The organism is Salinibacter sp. 10B, from assembly GCF_002954405.1.
GTDB lineage: Bacteria > Bacteroidota > Rhodothermia > Rhodothermales > Salinibacteraceae > Salinibacter.
Genome location: NZ_MQWC01000001.1, coordinates 69119 through 89863, shown reverse-complemented (window position 1 = coordinate 89863; position 20745 = coordinate 69119). Strand labels below are relative to the sequence as shown.

Genomic DNA, 20745 nt, shown 5'->3' with positions numbered 1-20745 from the left:
TTCGTCAATGTACCGGCGCAGATCTTGAGCCTCTTTCCAGTCCCCTGCCTGTCTCTCGAGCTCCTCCCGACGCTTTTCTTCTTCCCGTCGACGGCGCCGTTGTTCTTCCTGCCTCTTTCTCTTCTTCTCGAACCTTTGCTGAAACTCCCTTCGTTCCTTCCTCCGCTGTTTAACGCCGTAGGCGGCCTCGTGCATCCCCTCTAGAATCTCGGGGACCATGTCTTCCAGCGTCTTTTCCTCCCCCTCCCTCCATTTTTTTTCTGGCCCCGTGGCTCGAGGCCCCGTTCGAACGTGAGCTTGAGATAGAGTTGGCCGGTCAGGTCGTAGTCGTATTTGTACTCTCCGAAACCGAGCTCCGACTCAGGCACATCCCGCTCCTCACGCGTAGCTTTCTCGGTGATACGGAAAGAAATATTCTCCCCTTCGATGGTAAAGGAACTGCGTCCTTTCTCGCGGGGAGAGGGCACGTCCCATCCTATCTGATCGGATGCCTTGATAAGCGCGTCGGCGATTCGAAGGGCCCGGGATCGCGTTCCGGGAGAGACATTCAGGTTGACCTCCAGAGATTCCGTCGGGTCCAGTCTACCGTACCGATCAGTTCGGGCCTCTTCCAAAGCAGCACGTGCCTTCGAGACAAGAGGATGATAGTTGTCTGCAGTGGAAGCAATTCTCACCTCCGGGGGCTGGAAGGGCGGCGGCTCAAACTCTGAGACCTCTTCGGCTCCTTCCTCTTTGCTTTCGTCGTTTTCCTCTATCCCCGAACGGCCCGTTCCTCGAATGACTTGGGTGGTTGGGGCATCTTCTGGAGCCTCCGGAAGCGGCTCTCTCGGCGGATCTTTTCCGTGCTGCCGCTTCGCCCAGTAGCCGCGCGGTGGAGTCGGGACTCGAAGCTCCTCGCAGATCTTGTGGAGCCGGACGTCGGAGATGCCGTACTTCTCCGGGGCCAGTTTACTGACGGGAGTTTCCCAAACCTGCTCGTAGAGCTCCTCTCTAGAGACCTCCATTGGCAAAGACAGGCGTCACTGACCGAGGATGCTTATCATCCGAAAGGATGCGCATCTCCTCTCTATTCACTTCGTCTGGACGGGTTGCATCTAGAGGCGGAGTATGCGGATCTGGGTTTCGGGACGCCTCGAGAAGCGGAACTGTATCAAAATACAAAAAGCCCGCTCCGCTGAGATGGAAACGAGCTTTTCTAGACAATCACTACAATAACCAATGTACGAAAATCGACCCCCGGGGTGTCAAGAGCGATTCGTGACGGACTGGTGAAATCCCAACCGTGACGGCATCTTCCTGGTTCTTGCATCCCGATCAGGCGAACTGGCACTCAAGGAAACTCCAGCTCCAGTTGCTGGCCTGCGTGGGACGTGGGGCTGGTGAGCGTCGAGACACTGAGGCCCAAGAGGCGGACAGGCTCAGCCGGGGGGCGTGGCCGGTGGAGAAGCCGCTCGGCGAGGGCACAGAGCTTCTCCTTTTCTGACACTGCCCGTTCGAGCGTGGTTTGTCGGGTACTGATCTCGTGCTCGTGGGACTTCAGTTTCAAGGTGACGGTACGCCCACAGGCAGGTCCTCCCTCTGGCCCGGCTCCCTTCAAGCGCCTCTCAACCTTTTCTGCGATTGTCTCCAGCCTGCGAAGCATCTCCTCAGGGTCGGAAATATCCTCTCTGAACGTGCGCTCGGCTCCAACGGACTTTCGCTCACGGTTGGGCTTCACGGGCCGGTCGTCTTCCCCCATCGCCAGCTTTTTGAAGTGAGCGCCCCGTTTCCCGAAGTGTTTTCTGAGCTCTCGCTCAGGACGCTCCTGCAGATCTTTCCCCGCCTGGATGCCCATCTCATTCATTTTCTCTGCTGTGACGGGCCCGATGCCATGGAAATCCTCAATTGGGAGCTCTGCAATGAAGGCCATCTGCTCTTCTGGGGTCACCACCGTGAGCCCGTCCGGTTTGTCTCGGTCAGAGGCGACTTTGGCGACGAACTTGCTGGGACCGACGCCCGCAGAAGCTGTAAGGCCGGTCTTTTCCTGGATCTCCCTTCGAATGCGACGGGCAATCAGCGTGCCTGAGCGGGGCCCTTTCTTCGGCTCGGTGACGTCCAGGTAGGCCTCATCTAAAGAGAGCGGCTCGACGAGGTCGGTGTACCGAAAGAGGATCTTCCTGATCGACTGGGACTCCTCCTTGTACACGTCCATTCGCGGAGAGACGAAGATGAGGTCAGGGCACTTTCGGTCTGCCTCGACGGCTGCCTGAGCCGAATGCACTCCGTACGGGCGCGCCTCGTAGCTGGCGGTCTGGACGACACCGCGTGGAGGCGTTCCTCCAACCGCAATCGGCTCGCCTGCGTACTTCTCTGGAAAGTCGCGTTGCTCTATGGCCGCGTAGAACGCGTCCATGTCTACGTGAACGATGCGCCTGTGGCTGTCTTCTCCACCCTGTTCAGAATTGTAGCCTGCTTGCCTTTCCATTCGGATGGGATCTCAATTATGGCGGCAAACTGCCTGCGTGGGATGGCTGGCCCTGGAGCACGGGCGGGAGTCTTTATTGAGCCTCTCCCGCCTTGGCGACTGGCAGCTCGTCCCACCGCGTGGTGTATCGAGGAGACTTCTGCCTGCGTTTCATGGTCCACTCTCTTTCTTCCGGCAAGCCGCTGGCTGCGACCTGGATGGTGCCCTTTCCGTACTCTGCATTGACCTGGTCGACGGCCGCCATGAGGTCCTCGTCTTGTTTTCGCCGGCGACCCGTGGGAGAGCTCCCAAAGAGGCTCTCCTGGTGCGGTCGCGATGGGCGAATGTCATAAAGCTGGACACCTGCTTTCTTGTAGCCATAGCCCTCACGATAGATCACCTCAAGCAGGCGCCTGGTGGCTTTCACAAACGGTGCCCCACGAGCAGTGTGCTCCTGCAGGCTTCCGGCGACGGAGTTCGAGTAGTGGGGCGGATCGGCAAACCGTTTCGTCGTGATAAATGCGCCAATCCCCTTTGCCACAAGACTTTCCTCCCGGAGCTTTTCGGCAGCACGCTCTGCGTGTTTGGCGAGCGCCTGGCGAAGGTCCTCCTTCGACTCAACCCGCTGGCCGAAGGACCGAGAGCGGACGAGGGTCTTTCGGTCAGGGCGCACGAGCTCGAGTTTCAGGCACGGCCGTCCTCTCAGCTCCTGAGCGGTTCGGAGCCCGACGACTGTCATCTCGTTCCGTATCCACCTGTCGGGGAGAGACCGGAAGCCAGCGGCCGATGTTACCCCCTTCTCCCTAAGCTTTTCCTCGTAGGCGGAGCCAATGCCCCAGATATCACCGACTGGCACGCGCCTGAGGAGCTCCTCTCGCTCTGGCTCCTCCGGGCAGACGTAGACGCCCTTTCCCCAGCCGGCCCGCTTTCGGGCTTTCGCGTTCTCGTCGGCGATCTTCGCTAGGGTCTTGGTCGGGCCGATCCCGACGCGAATTGGAATTCCGAGCCACTTGAGAACGCGCCGGCGGATTCGATCAGCCACACGCCAGAGGTTCTCTCTGGAGAGAGCGGGCAGCGTCAGAAAGCACTCGTCGATCGAGTACCGCTCCAGCTCCAGAGCATCGTTTCGAAGAATGCTGGCCACGCGGGAGGACATGTCCCCATAGAGGGTGTAGTTGGAGGAAAGCACCGCAGCATCCATTTCCTCCAATTCCTCTCGCCATTTGAAGTAAGGCGCGCCCATTGGCACGCCCTCCCCTTCGGTGCCCGAACGCTTCACCTCCTCGCTTCTGGCAATGACGCACCCGTCGTTGTTTGAAAGTACGCAGATGGGTCTGCCGCGAAGGGTCGGGTCAAAGACCCGCTCGCAGGAGGCGTAGAAGTTCTGGCAGTCGACAAGTGCGAAAACGGTGTCCACAGGATTACAAGAATACAGACATCAAACGCGATAGAGTCCCCTCCCCTCGTCAAGATACCTCGTGCATGACGTGCTGGACGACGCCCCAAATGATGAGCTCCTGCCCCTCTCGGACGGGTACCGGATCATGACTTGAGTTTTCGGGCATGAGGTCAGGGTGGCCCGAGTGGACCTCGTAACGCTTGACGGTGAGCTCGGTATCGAGGGCAGCCACGACGACCGCCCTGTCCTCTGGCTCCATCGACCGGTCGACCGCGAGGATGTCGCCATCGTGGATTCCGGCCTCGGCCCTTGAGCTCCCGGAGACGCGGACGAAGAAGGTCGCTTCCTCGTTATTGATCAGGTGCTTGCTGAGGTCGAGCTCCGTTTCGATGTAGTCATCGGCCGCAGATGGGAATCCCGCCTCAACGTGCGAGAGGTAAAGCGGAAGGAACTGCACGTTCTCACTTCGCTGCGGGCGAAACCCAGTGGCAATGAGCGCGTGACTCGAGAGTTCTGAGGAACAAGCAGGGGATTGAGCAGAGAACATGAAGGTCGGAGACGGTCAGAAGTCGAGCACTGGCCATCATAATAATGATACGGACACATATTCTAAACATGTGTTCTTCTCCGGCCTATTTCCAAGGGGCTCATGCTCCACTCAGCGTAACTCATCCAGACAAGGGAACGGTCGAGAGGGACATAGAAATACCCGCCCGCAGGTTCAACCGGGCCCTTAAGGCCAAAAGGTTGGGCTGCAGGCGGGCACGCATGGGGGAATAAAAACGGTAGAAACCCAAAAGACTGCTGGCCATCTTCGAGGAGAACCGAAGGAGATTACGGCTCTCCTGGGAGTGACTCGCAGGCTTCTCCATCGCCGTTTCCATCCAGGCGATGCGGATCCCCTGGCTGGTGAGCTTCAAAGAATGCCTGTGCTTCCGGCTGGGTCTCAAAGTCAGAGCAGTCTTTATCTTCGCTTGTGGTCTGCTGTCCCCCAGCCGACCGGTCCCGCCACTCCCAGGGTGGAATGGGATTGGCTCGGGACCAAAGGCCGCGATCGGCATTGCGGGCCTGGCGCTCCAGCCGGGCGTACTCAGTGGCTCCAGGCGCGTATTGCTCGTAATACCAGCCGTGTCCTTCCTGGATGAGCATTGACCCAAGGTCGCCACCTCCTACGCTTATCCGGGCTACAGCGCGCCCGTAAGAGCCGATCTCCTCGACTGTAAAGCGGACGCGCTCTCCGCCAATGTATCTGCGTGCAGCCCGGGTTGCGGCCCTGCCGTGAGGCTGGTTTGTCTCCGGGGTGTCGACTCCGTGGAGACGGATCGTGACTTCTTGTCCACTCGAGCGTCGAGCGTTGTAGGTGTCGCCGTCAGTCACGTCTATCACTTTTGCCGTATACGTCTGTCCAGGGTCTACCTGCCCCTTCACCCTTGGGACGATCAGCGACGCCATGAGAAACGCGAGGACGGCTGCGGTACGAAGTGTGCGTGCGGAATCCATGGTTCTGGAGGGGAGCGCAGTTTGCGATCGTAGCACTACTTAAATAAGAACCCTCCCCTATAGTGTCGATCGCTTTGGAAGCCGGGGCGGCTGGGAAAGCGCGTCTTTCGCGATAGATGAGGTGTTTGTTAGTCAGGCCCCTCGGGCCATTACTTCCGCTTCTGAAAGACCGAGATTCGCCTGGCTGAAGTTTCCCTTCTGGCGCTCGTGTGTCTTACTGTCGCTTCCTTCAGAGGCATGCTTGTAGGTGGGGATCAGACCCACCTCGAGGCAAAGCAATAGAAGCCGCGCCTCCGCTCTGGATTCGGGCCGCGGGATTGGAGGGACGTTTTCGGGTAGCATCGCCTCATGTTCAGGGGACTGCGCTTTCATTCGGAGATGAGGGGAGGAATTGTTGGACTGGAGTCATCGAGTTGGGTGTGTTAGACACGGTGGGCTCCCGGTTCATAACGTCTCGCCTCATCAGTCGGTGCTGCTGACGGGCCTTGGATAAGTGTGGACGCCTCTCCGAGCCACGCCACTTGAGGACGGTGCCATGTGATACCATATGCGAGTATTCCGTGTGCATTTTGACCGATCTCGTACAGAAGGAGGCGCCATCGGCTGAGGCCCGCTTTCGAGGTAATGCTTTCAAAGACAAGTCCTCCAGTCCATAGCGTTGTATGTGAGTGTAAGCCCCATCGAAGGAGGAGAATAGCATGGAAAGCATTGAGCAATGGAAATTGAAGGGGGACTGGTTCGACGTTTGCAAGTGCAATATTCCGTGTCCATGCTACTTCGCCCAGACACCGACTGGCGGAGAATGTGAAGGGACAATGGTATGGCACATTCGCGAAGGACACTACGGGGATGTGGTGGTCGACGACTTAAACGTGCTTGCCCTGGCCTCTTTCACTGGAAACCCGTGGGCAGATGATTTCGCCGGGGCCACCGCCGGGATGTTTGTCGATGAGCGGGCCGATGAACGGCAACGAGAGGCGCTACAGTTGATCTTCGGTGGCGAAGCAGGCGGGTGGCCTGCGCAGTTCAGCGAGTTGATCGTGGAGATGCGCGGCCTTGAGTTCGTGCCGATCGAGTTCGAGATCGCCGATGACCTCGAATGGTGGAGCGCGCGTATTCCGGGACACGTGGAGGCACGCGCGGAAGCGCTCTCCGGCCCGACGACGTCCTTCAACGAGCGGGTGCAAGTTCACAATCCGCCGGGCAGCGAGGTGGGGCCTAGCGCCGTGGCCACACAGGGCGTGGCCGTCGCAGATCAGGCGGAAGGCTTCGATCTCCAGTGGGAACGAACCGGCCAGTCGAGCAAGCACATGAACTTCGACTGGAGCGGCCCCGACCAACCGTGACCGCTCCAAGGCATTAGTACTGCGGCACGATGATCGTGGCGGGGAGTCCTTTTTCCGTGTATGTCATCCCTCGTCGTTGGAGGTCGATGTTGTGACGAAAGAAAGAGCTCGTACTCGACGAAACCACCGTGACTGAGTACTTGGTCCATCCCCTACGGTCCCGGCCCGGATGTTTCTAGGACTGGACCCAACGATGCAAACGGAAGTCAGGGCACAAGACGCACCGTGGATTCCGAGGAGATGACTCGCATTGCTATGCGGTATTGGAGCGTACGAACCAGAGAAAGAAGACTGGGAATCTGGAGGAGTGAAGGAGAGCGGTGATGAACGGCAACAAGTCTCGTGAGAACTGGCTACGCCAAGACCAGGCCGTGGTGCTTGCCGGCCTTGTCGGACTCACGGCCGCCGCGTGGACCTACATGATTCACCTTGCCGGCACGATGGGCCAAGTGAACGTGGAGATGGCCATGCCGCACGTGCAAGCCTGGGGTGGGGCGGATCTCGCGTTATTGCTTATCATGTGGGTGGTGATGATGGTGGCAATGATGGTACCGTCCGCCGCGCCGATGATCCTCAGGTTTGCTCAAATTAATAGCCGCCGCGACCGCGAAGATCCCTACGTGCCCACTGCAGCATTCGTGCTTGGATATCTGATCATCTGGACCGGGTTCAGCATCCTTGCTACGGCTCTACAGTGGGGACTCCATGCCGCCGCCCTCCTTTCTCCGGCCATGGCAAGTTCCACTCCCCTGCTAGGCGGAGGGATTCTATTGGCAGCGGGCCTCTTTCAATGGACCCCGCTCAAGTATACGTGCCTGACGCAGTGCCGCTCGCCGCTCGGCTTTCTCATGACCGAGTGGCGAGAGGGCACCCGAGGTGCGCTCGTCATGGGACTTCGGCATGGTGTATACTGCGTAGGATGCTGCTCGATGCTAATGGCGCTTCTTTTCGTAGTTGGCGTAATGAACCTGCTGTGGGTCGCCGCAATTGCCGGATTCGTTCTCCTGGAGAAGATTGTCCCCCAGGGTCAATGGGTGAGCCGAGCGGCGGGCCTGCTCCTTATCGGAGGGGGCGTGTGGATGGTGGGGGTGGGCATGCCTCTCCTCTAAAGAATTCGCATTGCCCTTGCGTTTTGTCCGGAGAGAGTCGGAGACATAACACTGTTAGGAAACGCCCCCAACGGACACTTTGACATCGTGATGCCCACACGAATATTTCCGATTGTCTCTCGACCGCTCGGGTCGACGGAACGGATCTTGGCCAGCCGACGCGGAGCGAGGAAACCCTTCTATTGGGCCCCTCCGCCTGCCAGCATGACCCGTCTTCGCCATCGGTCGGGCGTACTTCGAAATGAAAGACCCGGACGAGTACCTGCGTACCGTCGGCGAACTGCGCTCGGTAGCAGCCTAATATGAGGACGGTTTTGACCAATTGTACTCCACCCATGTGTGCTCAAATGACCGACCGACAAGGGCGAGACCTTGGGTGTGGGGAAAAGTCTACCGCGGTTGACCGATAGTGTCCTCACGGAGCTGTTCTGACACAGGCCCCGCATTTGACAGAGAGCCGATTGTAGCCATGAGCTGCAATCATTTTCCTCATGAGGCGCCTGCCGCCCTGTCGGCTGCTTTCCTCAAACCCTCCGATTCTGCTGGAGCCCGCCGCCCGTGGGTCGTTTGCGCTCGCTCGTCTCGGTTGGCGCCCCGGCCCTTCCGATAAGAACTCTGGCCGGTCGAGCCGGAAGACTGTCGCTTGAGGCGTGATGGAACCTTGAGGTCGCATTTCTTGCAGATCGTTCGGACGTCCTCTTCGCCCGCGAAAGGCTTTCTCTTGAGCTCAGCCTTCTCGAATCCGCTGAGCGTGCGGGCTCGTTCCTTCGCCTTGTTTGGAACTTGTCCGGTGGTAATGCACCCATCGTGCTCGTTGGCCATCACCTCGTAGCTGTATTGCTCGGCCAGGATGGTAATGGCGTGCACGTAGGCCGCCTCCAGTCCTTGCAGGTACCAGGCCATCGCCTTTGATCGGCGTTCGTGTCCTTCCTCGTAGTCGAATTTGCAGAAGGTAATGCCGCACTGATTATGGACGACTCGACCCTTCCCCCGCCCGCCGGGCGTGCTGTTAGCGCTCCAGTAGGCGCCTAGAAGCCCGTCTGCCAGCTCCTCAATCATCTCGACCTGCGGGCCGAAAACCTCAGCTAGGTCTTCCAGGGCTTGATTCTGCTCCTCTCGATCGTCGAAGTGATCCTCGACGTGCTCGGCAATTTTGGGCATCCCCCAAGGCGACTTGTACTTGCAGTAGTACGCCTGCTCCATTGAGGCCGGGATCCTGCCGCCGAACTTGACCGCATGCTCTACCTGTTTCACGAGCCCGCGGGGCAAGTCGTAGTCCTCATTCTCGACGACCCAGTCCTTCCCGCCTCGCTCGATATACTCGTCGAGCGGCTTCGTGTCTACGTCGTATCCGAGCGAGCGGAGGTCGGAGGCAAGCTGGCGAAGCGCGACCGTCTGGCTCGACTTGATGTCGTAGTTGTACACATCTTCGAAGTCGTAGGCGAACGCCTTGAGCGCTCCGGGCAAGGACTGAGGCCCTCCTCGCCGAAACGAAAATCGCCCGGAGATTGGCTGCACCTCATAGGCATTCGTGAGGGATGCGACACCGTTCTCGACGTGTCGGCTCTGTCGCTTGATAATGCCGAGGCTCGACAGGATGGAGTGGTACCGCCCTTTGGCTCGTAGGAGCTTTGGGTGGTCGGCCGGGTGGTTTTCCGCTGCGCGCCGGTAGCCTGCCTCTGCGACGTCCCGGACTCGGTAGATGGGAAATGTCCGGATCCGGTGGTCGGCCTCGTCGAGGTTCCGGAGGGCGCCGTCTATCAGGCTGTAGTGCCCGCCGGGGAGAGAGCACTTCTTCCCCCAGCGGTGCCCGGACGGAGTCGTGAGAATGGTCTTCATTGCTGCTGAACTCCAGACGCGCTTGTTTGCGTGATGGAGGTTGTAATTCGGGTTGGCCCCTGATCCGGCCGAGTGAAAGTCCAGCGCGAAATCTGGGTCGATCCGGTACTCCCGAGCACGGCCGTGTCGATGATCGTCTCCGCTGGCGTACTTGCCTCCGTCGAGGCATTGGATTACGCTTTCATCGAATCGCCAGAGCCGCGAGGTGCCCCCCTCGATCTCCGTGAGGCGCCAACCCTCGGGGAGCTTGTCGATGAGCGTTTGATGATGTATGGGGTGGTACTCTCGGACCCCGTAGATCTTCGCACAGGTGATAAGGTGAATGATGAAATGCCGGTAGGGGCTCCGAATCGGTTCGGGGGCTTCCTCCACTGCTTGGTTGAGGAGATCTCGCTGTTTATGATTCCCCCGGATCTCGGTTATGAGATAGGACTTGGACTCTTTTTCCTGGGCCTCACGGTCATTGGGGTCCGATCCCTTCTTCGCAGATCCATCTGCCGGTTCATCATCGGGCGCGTCGTCGGCTGCCCTGTCAGAGAGTGCCTTTTCAGAGAAGGCGTCCTCAAGCCAATCAGGGGAAGTCCAATCTGGAATCTCCAAGCGGCCGAATCCCACATCAGAAACCTGCCGAATATCCCGGTCTGCAGGCGGTGAGAAGGGGTCCAAGCGGTTGATGCGGTAAATATCACCCTGGCCTATGGCCTGGGGGTGCCGCTTGGGGGTCTCTCCCTGGGGGCGGTCCCCCGGCCCGGGGGGTGTTCCTGCCGGGCTTCCGGGGCGGGCTGGTCATCCGGGTGGTGCCGTTGTGCCTGTCGCCGCTGCTCCCGTCGGTCTCCGGTCCTGTGTCCAGGCTTGGGCTTCCCTGATCTGGCCCGCGGTTCTGCTCTGTGGCCATGTCCCCTTCTGCGGTTCCGCTTGGCTCGCTTGCTCCGCGCGCTGCTATTGTATGTTCGGCTGTCGTATACCCGGCCGCGAGTTTGCCAGCGCTACCGGTTTGGACTGCTTCGCTTGCGGCCTTGGCCAATCCGGCGATCTGCCCATCCCACTTTGGGAGTGTCGAGTGGGCCTTTCGGGTGGCCTCCCCAATGCGGTACTCGGTCTGCTGGTATCGGTGTCGCTTTGTGACGAGGGCGGTTGGGGAGTCGGGTAGATTGGTGATCCCGATCCCGCCTCGCTCCGGCTTCAGCATTTGCGTCGAAAACGGAGACAGGGCCGAGTACACCACTCCCGCGTTGAGTTGGCCCTTTTCTTCAGGCGCGAGCTGCTCTGCTACGGTAAGACAAAGCTCAAGGTATGCTCGCTCTAGGTCGGCGAGCTCTTCGTCAAAGTCTGCTGGGGGGACGAGACTCGTCTGAATCGCTTCGAGGCTGGTCAAGAGACGGTCCAGGTCTACGAGGCTATTGCCCCGTTCAGGATCATCCTCACCTGCAGGTGTACAAGTATGTGCGGTCATCGAGAGAGTTTGTGTATTTGTTCGATGGCTGATGCTGGCAGCTCCAACTGCCTGCATCTCTGCGGACGATGATTAAGGTCTAAGGTCGGCTCCCGTGTGGGGCCGACCTTTTTCTTGGCGGTTGCTGTTTGCAGCGCCGCTATCTACAAGTTTTATTTGCAGCGGATGATTCGGGGATTACGGAGATGTCCAAGAATCTGACTCAAGGAGTCCAGGATTCTGACTGATCTTCGTTTGCATGGGCGGGGCAAGTCAGACTTCCTGCTGATTCAGTCCGTCTTGGATCATGAGAATCCTCGGTTAGCTCAGAGCCCGTGGTACCCTCCAACTCCGAGTCTGGCGAAACTTCCCGCCTGAGTTCCGGAGGCTCCGTTGGAGTTCAGAGCTGTACTCCGAAGCCCTTTCTTCGCCACCTAGCGTTGGTTTCATGTAGGTGGGGCGCTTCCTGGGTCCGGGCCGCGACAGGTGTGGGGGGAGGGACTTCAGATATGAGGGGTTCCAGGTCGTCTCGGGTCTACTTCATTATCGACCGAGACGAGACTTGACGGTATCGATCCGTTCGATCAGCATGGGAAGCGTTGAGATGTCTGGCTTTCGCCGGGCGACGTGCTCTACGGCTTCACCGAACGAGAATCCTCGGTAGCAACAAAGGTAGGCCACTGCTACCGACGGCGATCGGCCGACGCCAGCGTTGCAGAAGAGATAGATGTGATGATCACCGATATGCTCGTCGATCCATCGAACAGCCTCCTCCAGCTGCTCGGCTGGGATCGGCTGCATGTCGACGATCGGTACTTTATGGGCTGGGAGGTTCGTCTCCGGCAGTGAGTGCTCCTCAGCCACGTTCAGAAGCGCTTTTATCCCATCGAGAGGAGTCTTGGCTTCCTCGTATGGGCCGACGGTGAGGTTCTCATAGACTGTGACGGAGGGCATAGCTTCGGGCGAACCGAGTCAGGTCGGATTCGCTTTGCTGGGACAGTTTCCACTACTCTCTTCTCTCCTTACGGAGAGCCTCGACGGCTGCCGCCTGCGCCTCCTCCCTGCTTGGCTTCGCGCCCTTGTCATGGCGCGTGTAGGTTTCCCAGTGGAAGTATGAGGAGTGCTTCTCTTCTTCCACGTATGCGAGCTGATCTTTGACGAGCGGACCATTTGGGCCGGGATTCTCCCGGCCGTATTCGTAGCGGAGCGGGTCGTCCCCAACCTTGATCCAGGTCCGCAGGTCAGATCCTTCGTTTTCGGGCATACCGGTTATGCGTGATGGGACTTTCACTTCGCTGGCAAGCTAAGACGTGAGGCCCGGAAAGTCATCGGTAGCGTCTGTCCGGGCTGCTTCCCATAACTGTCATTGGACACCTCTCCCATTTCCAGTGCTCACTTCTGTGATGACCTACGTTGCTCGACCATCGAGATCTGCTCTTCCTCGCGAGTCCCTCCTCGATGCTCACCTGGAGCGCCACGAAAGCAAGATGAGCCGCCTGCAGGACACTTGTCAATGAAGAGGCTTATCGGCAGGCAGAGAGCTTAGGGTGCTTCTATCCTCTTCTCGGCTGGATATGTTGCATCAGCGCGGTGCGCGGCAGCGATGAGGAGATCGCCGAGCCGAGCTGGACGGCTAGTTCGCCGAGATGGGAAGATTGATAAGGTCGCGCAGTAGTGCGAGGAAGATATTATCGCCACGCTACGGTGCGCTTAGGGAGTATGTTACTATAGGCAGGAAGTATTTCTGTTATTGCAGATGAAGGTAACCTATCCAGTGCAGATTGCCATCCCCCATTGTCTACATTAACGAGCCGCTGCAGCAAATAAGAAATGAGGGAGACCGTCATCTTGCTCTTCGGAAAGATAGATCTTGCAATAACGGACTTCCGTGGGGCTTAGAATTGTTTGATTCTATTCAGCAGTAGCCGGTTTCTCCACTGGCGTTCCATTATTTCTTTTTCCTCTTCATTGCATCCCTCAAGTTCTTTCTTGATTCGTTGTTCTAGCTTGCTTTTTTCCTCCAGTGAAAGGGCCTGGTACATTTGGTTGCACCACTCGACTGTTTGTTCTCGGCACTCTGATATCTTCTCTTTGATGCCACTGGGCAGACGCCTGTCTTGCTCTATGGCATCTGCTAACCACCCTCCAGGGTTTTGTATCTCCTTCTTTCCTGATTGCAGTCGGTGTTCAAGGTATTCGAGGTGTCGAAGGCACCGGTCCCAGCCGTGTCGGTCTACGAATTCGCTTGCCCGATTCAGGCCGTGACGTTCAAGCGCCTCTATTATCAGATCGCGCCTTGGGAAGAGGACGGCCGTGTACTGTGTTCGTCGTGAGAAGATGAACTTACGTCCTGAGTCTGTCTTCGAATCGACCACTTTCCATTTGCAGAAGCCTCTTTCTACGAGCTCGTCCAAGCGTTTCTCAAGTTTCTGAAGGACTTGACTCGGGTACTTGTAAGAGACCCCGAAGCCGAGGGTCTTATGGGCAAACCGGAGTACATCCACTTCTACCGTCGGATAGTGTCGAAAGTGCTTGTCCAGCCACCTGAATATTCGGCGGGTTGTGGTGTTGGATAGCGAGTAGTAGAAATCTGTGTCGAGCCGTTTTAGGTATCCCTTCTGGAAGATCTCGAACATCTTCGATCCCCAGGTGATGTGTGTCTCGGCGTTATGGTCTCCCTGGGAGCGTTCGAGGTCAGTTGAGTCGATTATGCTGAACTCGCTTTTGAAGTAGGTTTCCTTCTTGGGATTCCAGAAGGCGTTTGTCTCAACTGTGAGGTTCACGAGCTGTGAAAGTGTCTCTTCGAGACGCTGGTAGGCCTTTCCTCCATCGGAGTGCTTCATGATGGAGAGCAGTTCGTGCCGAGTGGTTTTTATTTTTGGACTTGTGAAGTTCTCTCTCGCGGTTAGGTCCATGAGGGCCACGAATACGTCCTCTACGCTCTTGGTAGGGAGCCCTTTGCTCTCAGGGCTTCGTACCTCAAGGTAAAAGTCGTCCTTCTTGCCTGTATCCCTGCGTCTGCTTTCCCAATCGATTCGCAGCCACGAGTTGTTGTACTCGAGGTAGTAGGACCGGTCGTCTTTCTCCCAAGGGACTGAGATCGTTTTGTCCTCTGGGGGACGCCTTCGACCAGGCAGCCCGAGGAGTACCTCGACGAGGTTCATGTCGTCGATCCCACTTGCTACCAGGGTTGGCTCCTCTTCCTCGAATAGAGTCATCTGGCTGAGGTCTGACATTATTCAGCCCCATTTCGTTAAAAAGAAGGTTGGCTCCCCGCCTGTCGGTCCTCGCGCGTCCATTAATACAATAAAACACTAAAACATAAGTGTAAGTCAAGTGGCTACAGACTACTCTTAATCGCGTACAGTACTGAGAGACAAGGTCTTACGGGATGTTGATAAGATGTGTAAATTATCCGCAGGTACGATGCACTTATCCTTGGTAACGGAGGTCGTTATCTGTAGGTACGCAGTGAAAATTGGGGTCTTATCCTCTGTAACGATGGCTCTTATCCACTGGTACGATGCATTTACTCCTTGGTACGATGGTCGATTTACCAGCAGGTACGAAGGTGGCAACGTTCACGATTATCACAGCCGCCACACGTGTGCGCGTTGGCCTGGGGTCGTGAGTCTGCTAACGAAAGCGATTCGATGAGCTAATATTGGGATGAGGAGCCGAGTGATCAGATAGCACACTTACCTTAGGGGACGAACCAAACCCTAGGGAAAGGGCGCTCAGCACCGGTTCTTACCCTGAGGTACGAAGTATATCTGGTTGGCTTCGTACCTGCGGATAAGAGTCTGACCTCGCGCATAACTCTGAGGAGCGAGCGCGACTTTGTCGATTCTGTTCTCTGGAGGTTTGATGATGGTTGGACCTACTTCTTCTCGTTAGCTACTTCCTTAAGCCATTCCACGAGCTGGCTCTTCTCCGCGTTTTCTCTCAGTTCCCAAAGGGCCACCCGAATCGCGTAGTTCATGATTAGGCTTTTTGAGACTCCATCGAAGCGATTCTTCAAGACCGAGGCTGCCTGCTGGAGAGCCTCCTCTACCTCGCTACTTAAGTAGCCATTGGCTCTGGCCTCCAGTTCTGGAAGGCCTGGCTCATACGGCGATTCCGGACCCTCCATGAACAATCCCAGCTGCTGTGCGAGTATCGACTTATCGTCATGACGACTTACCTCTTTATCGTCTTGTTGGCTAGAGGACATATCGTCATCTCGGCTTGACGACCTACGGCTTTCAGTATCCGCCGCGCCACCCTGCATTTCCTCGTCGACTTCTGGAAGGAGGTCGTCAACATCTGGTCGGTTGCTTCGCTTTTTGGGCATAAGGATTCCTAGTTGTGCTAGCAGATCGTGTCTGGCGGCAAAGTAAGCTTACCTAGGCAGGGGTAGGTGCTTGGGTGCGCTCTACAACCTCGTGTGCTAAGCTCTTGTAGAAAGATCGGGCATCGGACGAGGGGGCGTGGTCTTTCAGATAGGTTCCAAGGGTCGTGACCTCGTTGATCTTCGAGCGCCAGGGGATCGAGGTCTCAAACATCAGATCTTCGTAACGGTTGTGCAGCGCTTCTTCCATGTCTTTGACGAGACCGGATCGAAGGTCGAGGTTGTTCGCCAGGATTCCGATGATCTCCAGATCCGAATTGTTGATTCGTACCTCTCGGATGGTGTTTAACAGCTGCTTGAGCCCCTGCATGCTGAACCCATCGGCCGCTACAGGTACCAGGATTCCGTCAGAGCCAACGAGCGCCACCATGATGGCTCTTCCGAGGGAGGGAGGGCAGTCCACTAGGCAATAGTCGTATGGCCCGTTAGGAGTCGAAATAAGCCCTTTCTCAAATTCGCGCTCCAATTCCTCAACTCGGACTCGGAGCTGATTAGGATAAGCTCCGCTTCGGCCGATGGTCGAGTCGAAGGTGTTAGCAATCATGTCTTCTCCGGCCGGGATAAAGTCGAAACCGGCGCCACTGTCCTCAGCCAGTTCAGCGAGGGAAAACTCTTCCGCCTCCTCACCTGCCACAGTGTCTAGGCTGTCGAAGATGCTCGCTTCGTCCTCCTCAGTCTCACGGCCGAGCATCCAATTCGTGGAGTTCATCTGCGCGTCGAAGTCGATCACTAAGACCGACTGACCAATTTCACTGAGGCCAGCGGCCAGGTTTACAGTCGTGGTTGTCTTACCTACGCCGCCTTTCTGGTTGACGACGGAGATTACTTCTGGCATGGGGAGCTTGGCGGGTTGGATGGGCTGAGTTGTAACAGTAGAGAATATATAGATATAGCGACTTATCGTCAAGGTGGCTTGACTCGCAAGTGTTAAGACACCTTGCCGTTATGTCGACAAGACGACCTAATATCTTAGGGACTGAGCATCCGCTTTGCTCGTATCGGAATTGGGCTTGGGTCGAAATGAACTAACAGGTCCTGCGTATTCTCTCGTTGTGGAAATGAAAAAAGGGTCGCCGTAGCTCCTCAGTAGTCAAGACATCGTACCTGCAGGTAAATATCGGTTGCGCGAGTAACCATGGGCTACTCTTTGGATGGAGAAGAGCGAGCATGGGCGACGACGGAACCACTTTCTGCATTAATCAGACGAACTGGCATATTTGCTCCGGCGCTTCGAACTTGAGTCTGGTCCGTCGTACCATAACGATTGTCGATCTCACCGATGGAGATCCAATTTTTTTCATCGAGAGGTCGAAGTTCGTCACATCCCATGTAATTCAATATTTTTCGAACGTCGTTCTGAGGGACAGTCTCGCAGGGGGATGAGCTGCCCTTAGAGTCGGTTGAGTTTCGCTCGGCAGAATCAATAGCCATAAGGTAAGTCGAAGTTTGTTGATTGAGAAGACGAGTTAGTATCGGTCATAGGGCCAGGTCTCGGGAGGACCCCGAACAGATACGCCCTACGAGTTAAACAATGGCCGAAGCGCAGCTTCCCGTTCAGGGCGCCGCGCTTCGGAAAATTGAAAGGTTAGGAGGCTGGAAGGTCTTTCGGAAGGTTCAGATCGATGTTCTCCTTGAAGTAGATCTCGCAATCTGCTTCTTGGGCAACGCGGCAGAGATTGAGGACCCACTCAAACTCCGGCTGCTTCTCAGTTATATCGCCGTAGCCTTCCTGAGCGCCGATTACGACACAGTCGAACGTCGACAGATCGTTGAACTCCAGCTCTTCGAGCATCGGCTCGCAGCTTAGCCACTTGATCGAGGCGTCGACCTTCTGGAAGTATCTCTCTGCCAGGCCGACCCGGTGCTGCTTATCGACGGTCGTTCCGATCCAAGCGTTGTCGGGAAAGTCGAACCGGCTGAGCTTCTGCGGGAATTTGGTGAGGAAGAGGTAATTGAACTCTGCGTTCGCTTCTGCCTCGTCAAGGATGGCCTGGATGATCCAGTCGGGAACCCACTTCCCGAAGATGTCCGACATCGAGCCCACGAAGACATTTTTCTCGCGGACATGGTCGATCTCTTCCGGTGGTTGTGCCTCTGAGAAGGCGAGGAGCCGCCCCGGGTAGAACGTCGGGTGGAACCCCTGTTTATATCTGCCCATCTCCTCTGACAGGTATCTAGCGTAGCAATAGCCACACGAATGGAGGCAACCTGTGACTGGGTTGATCGTGTAGTCTGCCCAGTCAATCTGCTCATTTGCGCCATTGAACGTCGGGGTTCTCTCCCTTTCCTCGTAACAGGAGCGGATGTCCTGGAGGGGAGGCTTCTTATCGAAGAATGAGACCGGGATCCCAAATTCGTTCTGCGCCTGAGGTACGCCGATTGGGACGGCCACTTTCGCCATCTTCCTGGTGAGCATCTCCTCGGGAATTGCGATCAGGACATCGCGATCGTTGACGTTCCCCTTCGTTCCTGAGATGCAGGGAAATGAGGAGGCGTCCGTTGGAGCCCTGGAAAGCTTCTCGTGGCGAGCACGGACATCTTCGAGGTGGCTCTTTTGCAGAGGCCCGCTGCTGGAGACCGTTTCAGCGATCTCTAGAAGGCTCTCCGCAACGCCGTTGGTTAGTCCGTCGAGCACTGGAGAATAGTGACTGCGCGCCTTTTCCAGTTCGCTGCTCTTACTGGAGTCGTCACAGCTGTCGCTCCCGTCGGAGTTTTCTTCTGAGCCATCGTCCTCATCCGAATTCTCCTTCTCAGAGTCGTTCTCCTTGTCTCGGTTGGAGTCTGCGTCCTCGCCGTGAGATTCCTCCTCAGAGCCATCTTCATTGGAGGAGTTACTTCCACCGGTGAGGGTGTCCACAGCTGCTTTCACGTTCTTCCGAGTGAGTGAGTCACACCTTTCCACGACCGCTTTCCACATTCCAAAAAGAATGTCCGGATCGTCCTTGTAGTCGGAAAGGGGGCGAACGTGCGACTCGCTCTCTGGAAGCGGAACGTCAACCTGGGTTGACTCGATCTGCCCGTCGATCTTGTCGTGTATCTCAGCGTAAGCGACAAGTTGATACCACCGCTGCTTCGAGATGCCAAACTTCTCCTTGGCATATTCTCCGATGCGTATGAAACCCAGTTCCCGATGCAGCCCCTCCTTACTGATTCGACGCATTGCACGAGCAGCTTGGAGCTCGGACTCCTTATACTGCTCGATTGTCTGTTCGCATCGGTTCAGCTTCGAAAGGGCATCGGACGGACCGCCGTCCTCTCTCTGAGAACTTCCTGTATTCGCAGTCCTCGGGTCCTTCAGTCCTGTACGACCATCCGTATCTGAAGGAGGACCGTGTTGGGAGGTTGTCCGCCGGTTTCTGTGATTGGTTGTTTGCTGCATGCTAATTGCAGTTTGATGATAAGATAATTGAAAGGACCCCGTCGAAAAGGCGGGGTCATATATGACGTCGGGATGAGGACGCCGGCGAGGCGGCCCCATCCACGCGAATTAGTAAGGTCGCCGATAAGTCAAGGAACAGCGCCAGGTCTACCGGCCAACAAAAAAGCCCGACTCCCGAGATGCGCTGCGAAGGGAGCCGGGCTCTCGGCCGGTCGGCCGGAAGCTTGCTGGAATGTTCGTCGTCTTTCGCAGCGCGGGAGCTTTCACGCCGCATTTAGCGGGCAGATTCTCAGACACGCCAGATGTCTGAATATGTCTGGGCGTTTGAGGGCAGCCTATACCGACTAATTAGGCTAGAGAACGAGCAGGTGAGTTGTCCTGATGGAGACCACAGATGAGCTGCGGGAAAAGAAAGGAGGGTCATTTGGACAAGGAAGCGTTGAGCTCCTCTGCACACCGTCGAATTTTGTACTCGTAGTCGAGGAGCACATCGAATAAGTCGGTTCCTTCAGGGCTGTCGGCAGAAGGAAACTCTTGGATCACCCGTTTGGCACCTTTAAGCACCGAATCGCCTGACACTTCTCGGTCCTGAACGGAGACTTTGTTCTCGATTTGCTCTATAAGATCAGCTTGCGAGTTTAGTTGAATTCCTGCTCCGAGACACTGATTGAGGATCTGAATGGCCAAGAGCGAATGAGAGAGGGACCTATCTTTGTTTTTTAGTCCATCCGGAATGTGCACAGCATCCGTCAGCTCGATGGGCTTTCCGTAGACGTCAAACGCCCACAGATACTGTTTGAGGAGCGCGAGACGAAACCGGAGAAGGCTTTGGATCTCTTCTGCGGCTATTTTAGCGCGTACCTTCGGTCTGAAGTGTTTTCTGATTCGATCGGTGAGCTCCTCCCACGTAGAGGGGAGAGAATGGGTGTTTTCCGGTGAAAGCTCCGGCTCAATTCTCGTCTCTCGATCGGGGAGGGCAAACAGGTCGATTCCTGCCTCGGTGAGACGTTCCTCGGTAACGCGAACCCAGATGGCAAAATAACCACTTCCGTCCGCAAGTGAACGCTTTTCTACGGAGAACCCATCTGGTAGGGAGGAGGCCCTGAGGGGGGTAACCATCCCAACTGTAGGGTCTCTCACGGGGGGAATTTCGTCGTTGGGCCAGATCCGATTTGCCTCCTCTTCTCCAATGCGCGGTAGGCAGAGTCTCTGAAGGAGTAGGCGTCGGTATTGGAGGATCGGCTTGAGGTTCTGAATGCGCTCGTTCTCTTTGGAGAGTCGCTCTTGGAGAATCTGCTTTCGGGACTCCAGTTCAGCGGCACCATGCTGGTTGAGAGCCATTTTGAACCCGGCACAGAAGTCGTCAATGAGTGCCTTCCGTCGTTTCCTGTGCTTCTGGTGTCGCTCTTTTTCGCGAGATCGATAAGAGGTTGAGTCCTTTTCTTGTTGGTCAGACTTTTCGTGGATCAAGGTGAGTCCGTTTGAGCTTCCTTTTTCAATCAGGCTCGTCTCTGTTTCTGATTCTGCATGTTGAAGGTGTCGGAGCTCTCTGAATCCAGTATTGAAGAGACTGTTCTTAGTGTCGAACTCACGAAATAAGGACCAATCGTAGAGGTGTGTTGGGGCTGGGGGAAGGGGGTACCGGCTTGCAGCCTCGTTGGAGACGAAGTCCAATATCCCAGATTCTGCACCGGTTCTTTCACCACTGCCTGACTGCGCCGAAGTCTTCTTGCTGCCGTGATTATCTTGATTGTCAGGAGTCATCGCAGGTAGGGGGTTGTAGAGAATGAGAGACCCTGAAAGCTAAAGTACACAGGGAATCTCATCAGGGTCGACGTAAACCTCAGTTGGCTTCCGGCTTGGTAAGCTTGGGCGCACAACCTCCTTCTTCTATCTTTCCTCTTCATT

18 protein-coding genes are annotated in these 20745 nt (G+C 56.6%); 2 read left to right on the top strand and 16 right to left on the bottom strand.

All coding sequences use genetic code 11. The features are described 5' to 3' along the window. The 6 genes from BSZ35_RS00320 to BSZ35_RS00295 form a co-directional block, all read right to left on the bottom strand. On the bottom strand, positions 1-219 hold a 219-nt coding region (locus tag BSZ35_RS00320), incomplete at its 3' end, for a hypothetical protein (RefSeq protein ID WP_181149111.1). Next, a complete protein-coding gene (locus tag BSZ35_RS00315; RefSeq protein ID WP_105010575.1) occupies positions 201-1004 on the bottom strand; it encodes a hypothetical protein in 804 nt (267 codons plus the stop codon). The genes BSZ35_RS00320 and BSZ35_RS00315, both read right to left, overlap by 19 nt. 326 nt (positions 1005-1330) lie before the next feature. Continuing rightward, positions 1331-2464, bottom strand: coding sequence for a DNA polymerase IV (gene dinB, locus BSZ35_RS00310; protein WP_105010574.1), 1134 nt, complete (start codon positions 2462-2464; stop codon positions 1331-1333). 73 nt (positions 2465-2537) lie between these two features. Continuing rightward, on the bottom strand, positions 2538-3860 hold the full coding sequence (locus BSZ35_RS00305; protein ID WP_105010573.1) for a Y-family DNA polymerase: 1323 nt from the start codon (positions 3858-3860) through the stop codon (positions 2538-2540). 49 nt (positions 3861-3909) lie between these two features. Further along, positions 3910-4389, bottom strand: coding sequence for a translesion error-prone DNA polymerase V autoproteolytic subunit (gene umuD, locus BSZ35_RS00300; protein ID WP_105010572.1), 480 nt, complete (start codon positions 4387-4389; stop codon positions 3910-3912). Positions 4390-4676: 287 nt separating this feature from the next. Then, positions 4677-5342: a thermonuclease family protein gene (locus BSZ35_RS00295; protein WP_105010571.1), complete on the bottom strand. Its 666-nt coding sequence runs from the start codon at positions 5340-5342 to the stop codon at positions 4677-4679. A gap of 698 nt (positions 5343-6040) precedes the next feature. On the opposite strand from BSZ35_RS00295, the gene BSZ35_RS00285 reads away from it, so the two are divergent. Together BSZ35_RS00285 and BSZ35_RS00280 are read left to right on the top strand one after the other, a co-directional pair. Then, entirely contained in the window at positions 6041-6688 is a 648-nt protein-coding gene (locus tag BSZ35_RS00285) for a DUF1326 domain-containing protein (RefSeq protein WP_105010569.1), read from the top strand. 323 nt (positions 6689-7011) lie between these two features. Next, positions 7012-7797, top strand: coding sequence for a DUF2182 domain-containing protein (locus BSZ35_RS00280; RefSeq protein ID WP_105010568.1), 786 nt, complete (start codon positions 7012-7014; stop codon positions 7795-7797). A gap of 489 nt (positions 7798-8286) precedes the next feature. Here the strand turns inward: BSZ35_RS00280 and BSZ35_RS00275 are convergent, their stop codons facing one another. From BSZ35_RS00275 to BSZ35_RS00235, 10 genes are all read right to left on the bottom strand, one after another. Further along, positions 8287-10236 (bottom strand): hypothetical protein, encoded by a 1950-nt coding sequence (locus tag BSZ35_RS00275; protein ID WP_146109957.1) that lies wholly within the window; start codon positions 10234-10236, stop codon positions 8287-8289. Positions 10237-10321: 85 nt separating this feature from the next. Further along, entirely contained in the window at positions 10322-11089 is a 768-nt protein-coding gene (locus BSZ35_RS00270; protein ID WP_105010566.1) for a hypothetical protein, read from the bottom strand. Positions 11090-11611: 522 nt separating this feature from the next. Then, positions 11612-12022, bottom strand: coding sequence for a dual specificity protein phosphatase (locus BSZ35_RS00265; protein WP_105010565.1), 411 nt, complete (start codon positions 12020-12022; stop codon positions 11612-11614). Between the two features lie 52 nt (positions 12023-12074). Next, a complete protein-coding gene (locus tag BSZ35_RS00260) occupies positions 12075-12332 on the bottom strand; it encodes a hypothetical protein (protein ID WP_105010564.1) in 258 nt (85 codons plus the stop codon). Between the two features lie 631 nt (positions 12333-12963). Continuing rightward, positions 12964-14304, bottom strand: a complete 1341-nt coding sequence (locus BSZ35_RS00255) for a replication initiator protein A (protein WP_105010563.1) — start codon at positions 14302-14304, stop codon at positions 12964-12966. 644 nt (positions 14305-14948) lie between these two features. Beyond that, positions 14949-15401, bottom strand: a complete 453-nt coding sequence (locus BSZ35_RS00250; RefSeq protein WP_105010562.1) for a hypothetical protein — start codon at positions 15399-15401, stop codon at positions 14949-14951. A 52-nt stretch (positions 15402-15453) separates the two neighbouring features. Continuing rightward, positions 15454-16293 carry a ParA family protein gene (locus BSZ35_RS00245; protein ID WP_105010561.1) on the bottom strand — a complete coding sequence of 280 codons (840 nt, stop codon included), beginning with the start codon at positions 16291-16293 and terminating at the stop codon, positions 15454-15456. A gap of 305 nt (positions 16294-16598) precedes the next feature. Continuing rightward, entirely contained in the window at positions 16599-16889 is a 291-nt protein-coding gene (locus BSZ35_RS19180; protein WP_146109956.1) for a hypothetical protein, read from the bottom strand. A 154-nt stretch (positions 16890-17043) separates the two neighbouring features. After that, positions 17044-18837, bottom strand: coding sequence for a DUF5131 family protein (locus BSZ35_RS00240; RefSeq protein WP_219846557.1), 1794 nt, complete (start codon positions 18835-18837; stop codon positions 17044-17046). 420 nt (positions 18838-19257) lie between these two features. Beyond that, a complete protein-coding gene (locus tag BSZ35_RS00235) occupies positions 19258-20601 on the bottom strand; it encodes a hypothetical protein (RefSeq protein WP_146109955.1) in 1344 nt (447 codons plus the stop codon). Positions 20602-20745: the final 144 nt, after the last annotated feature.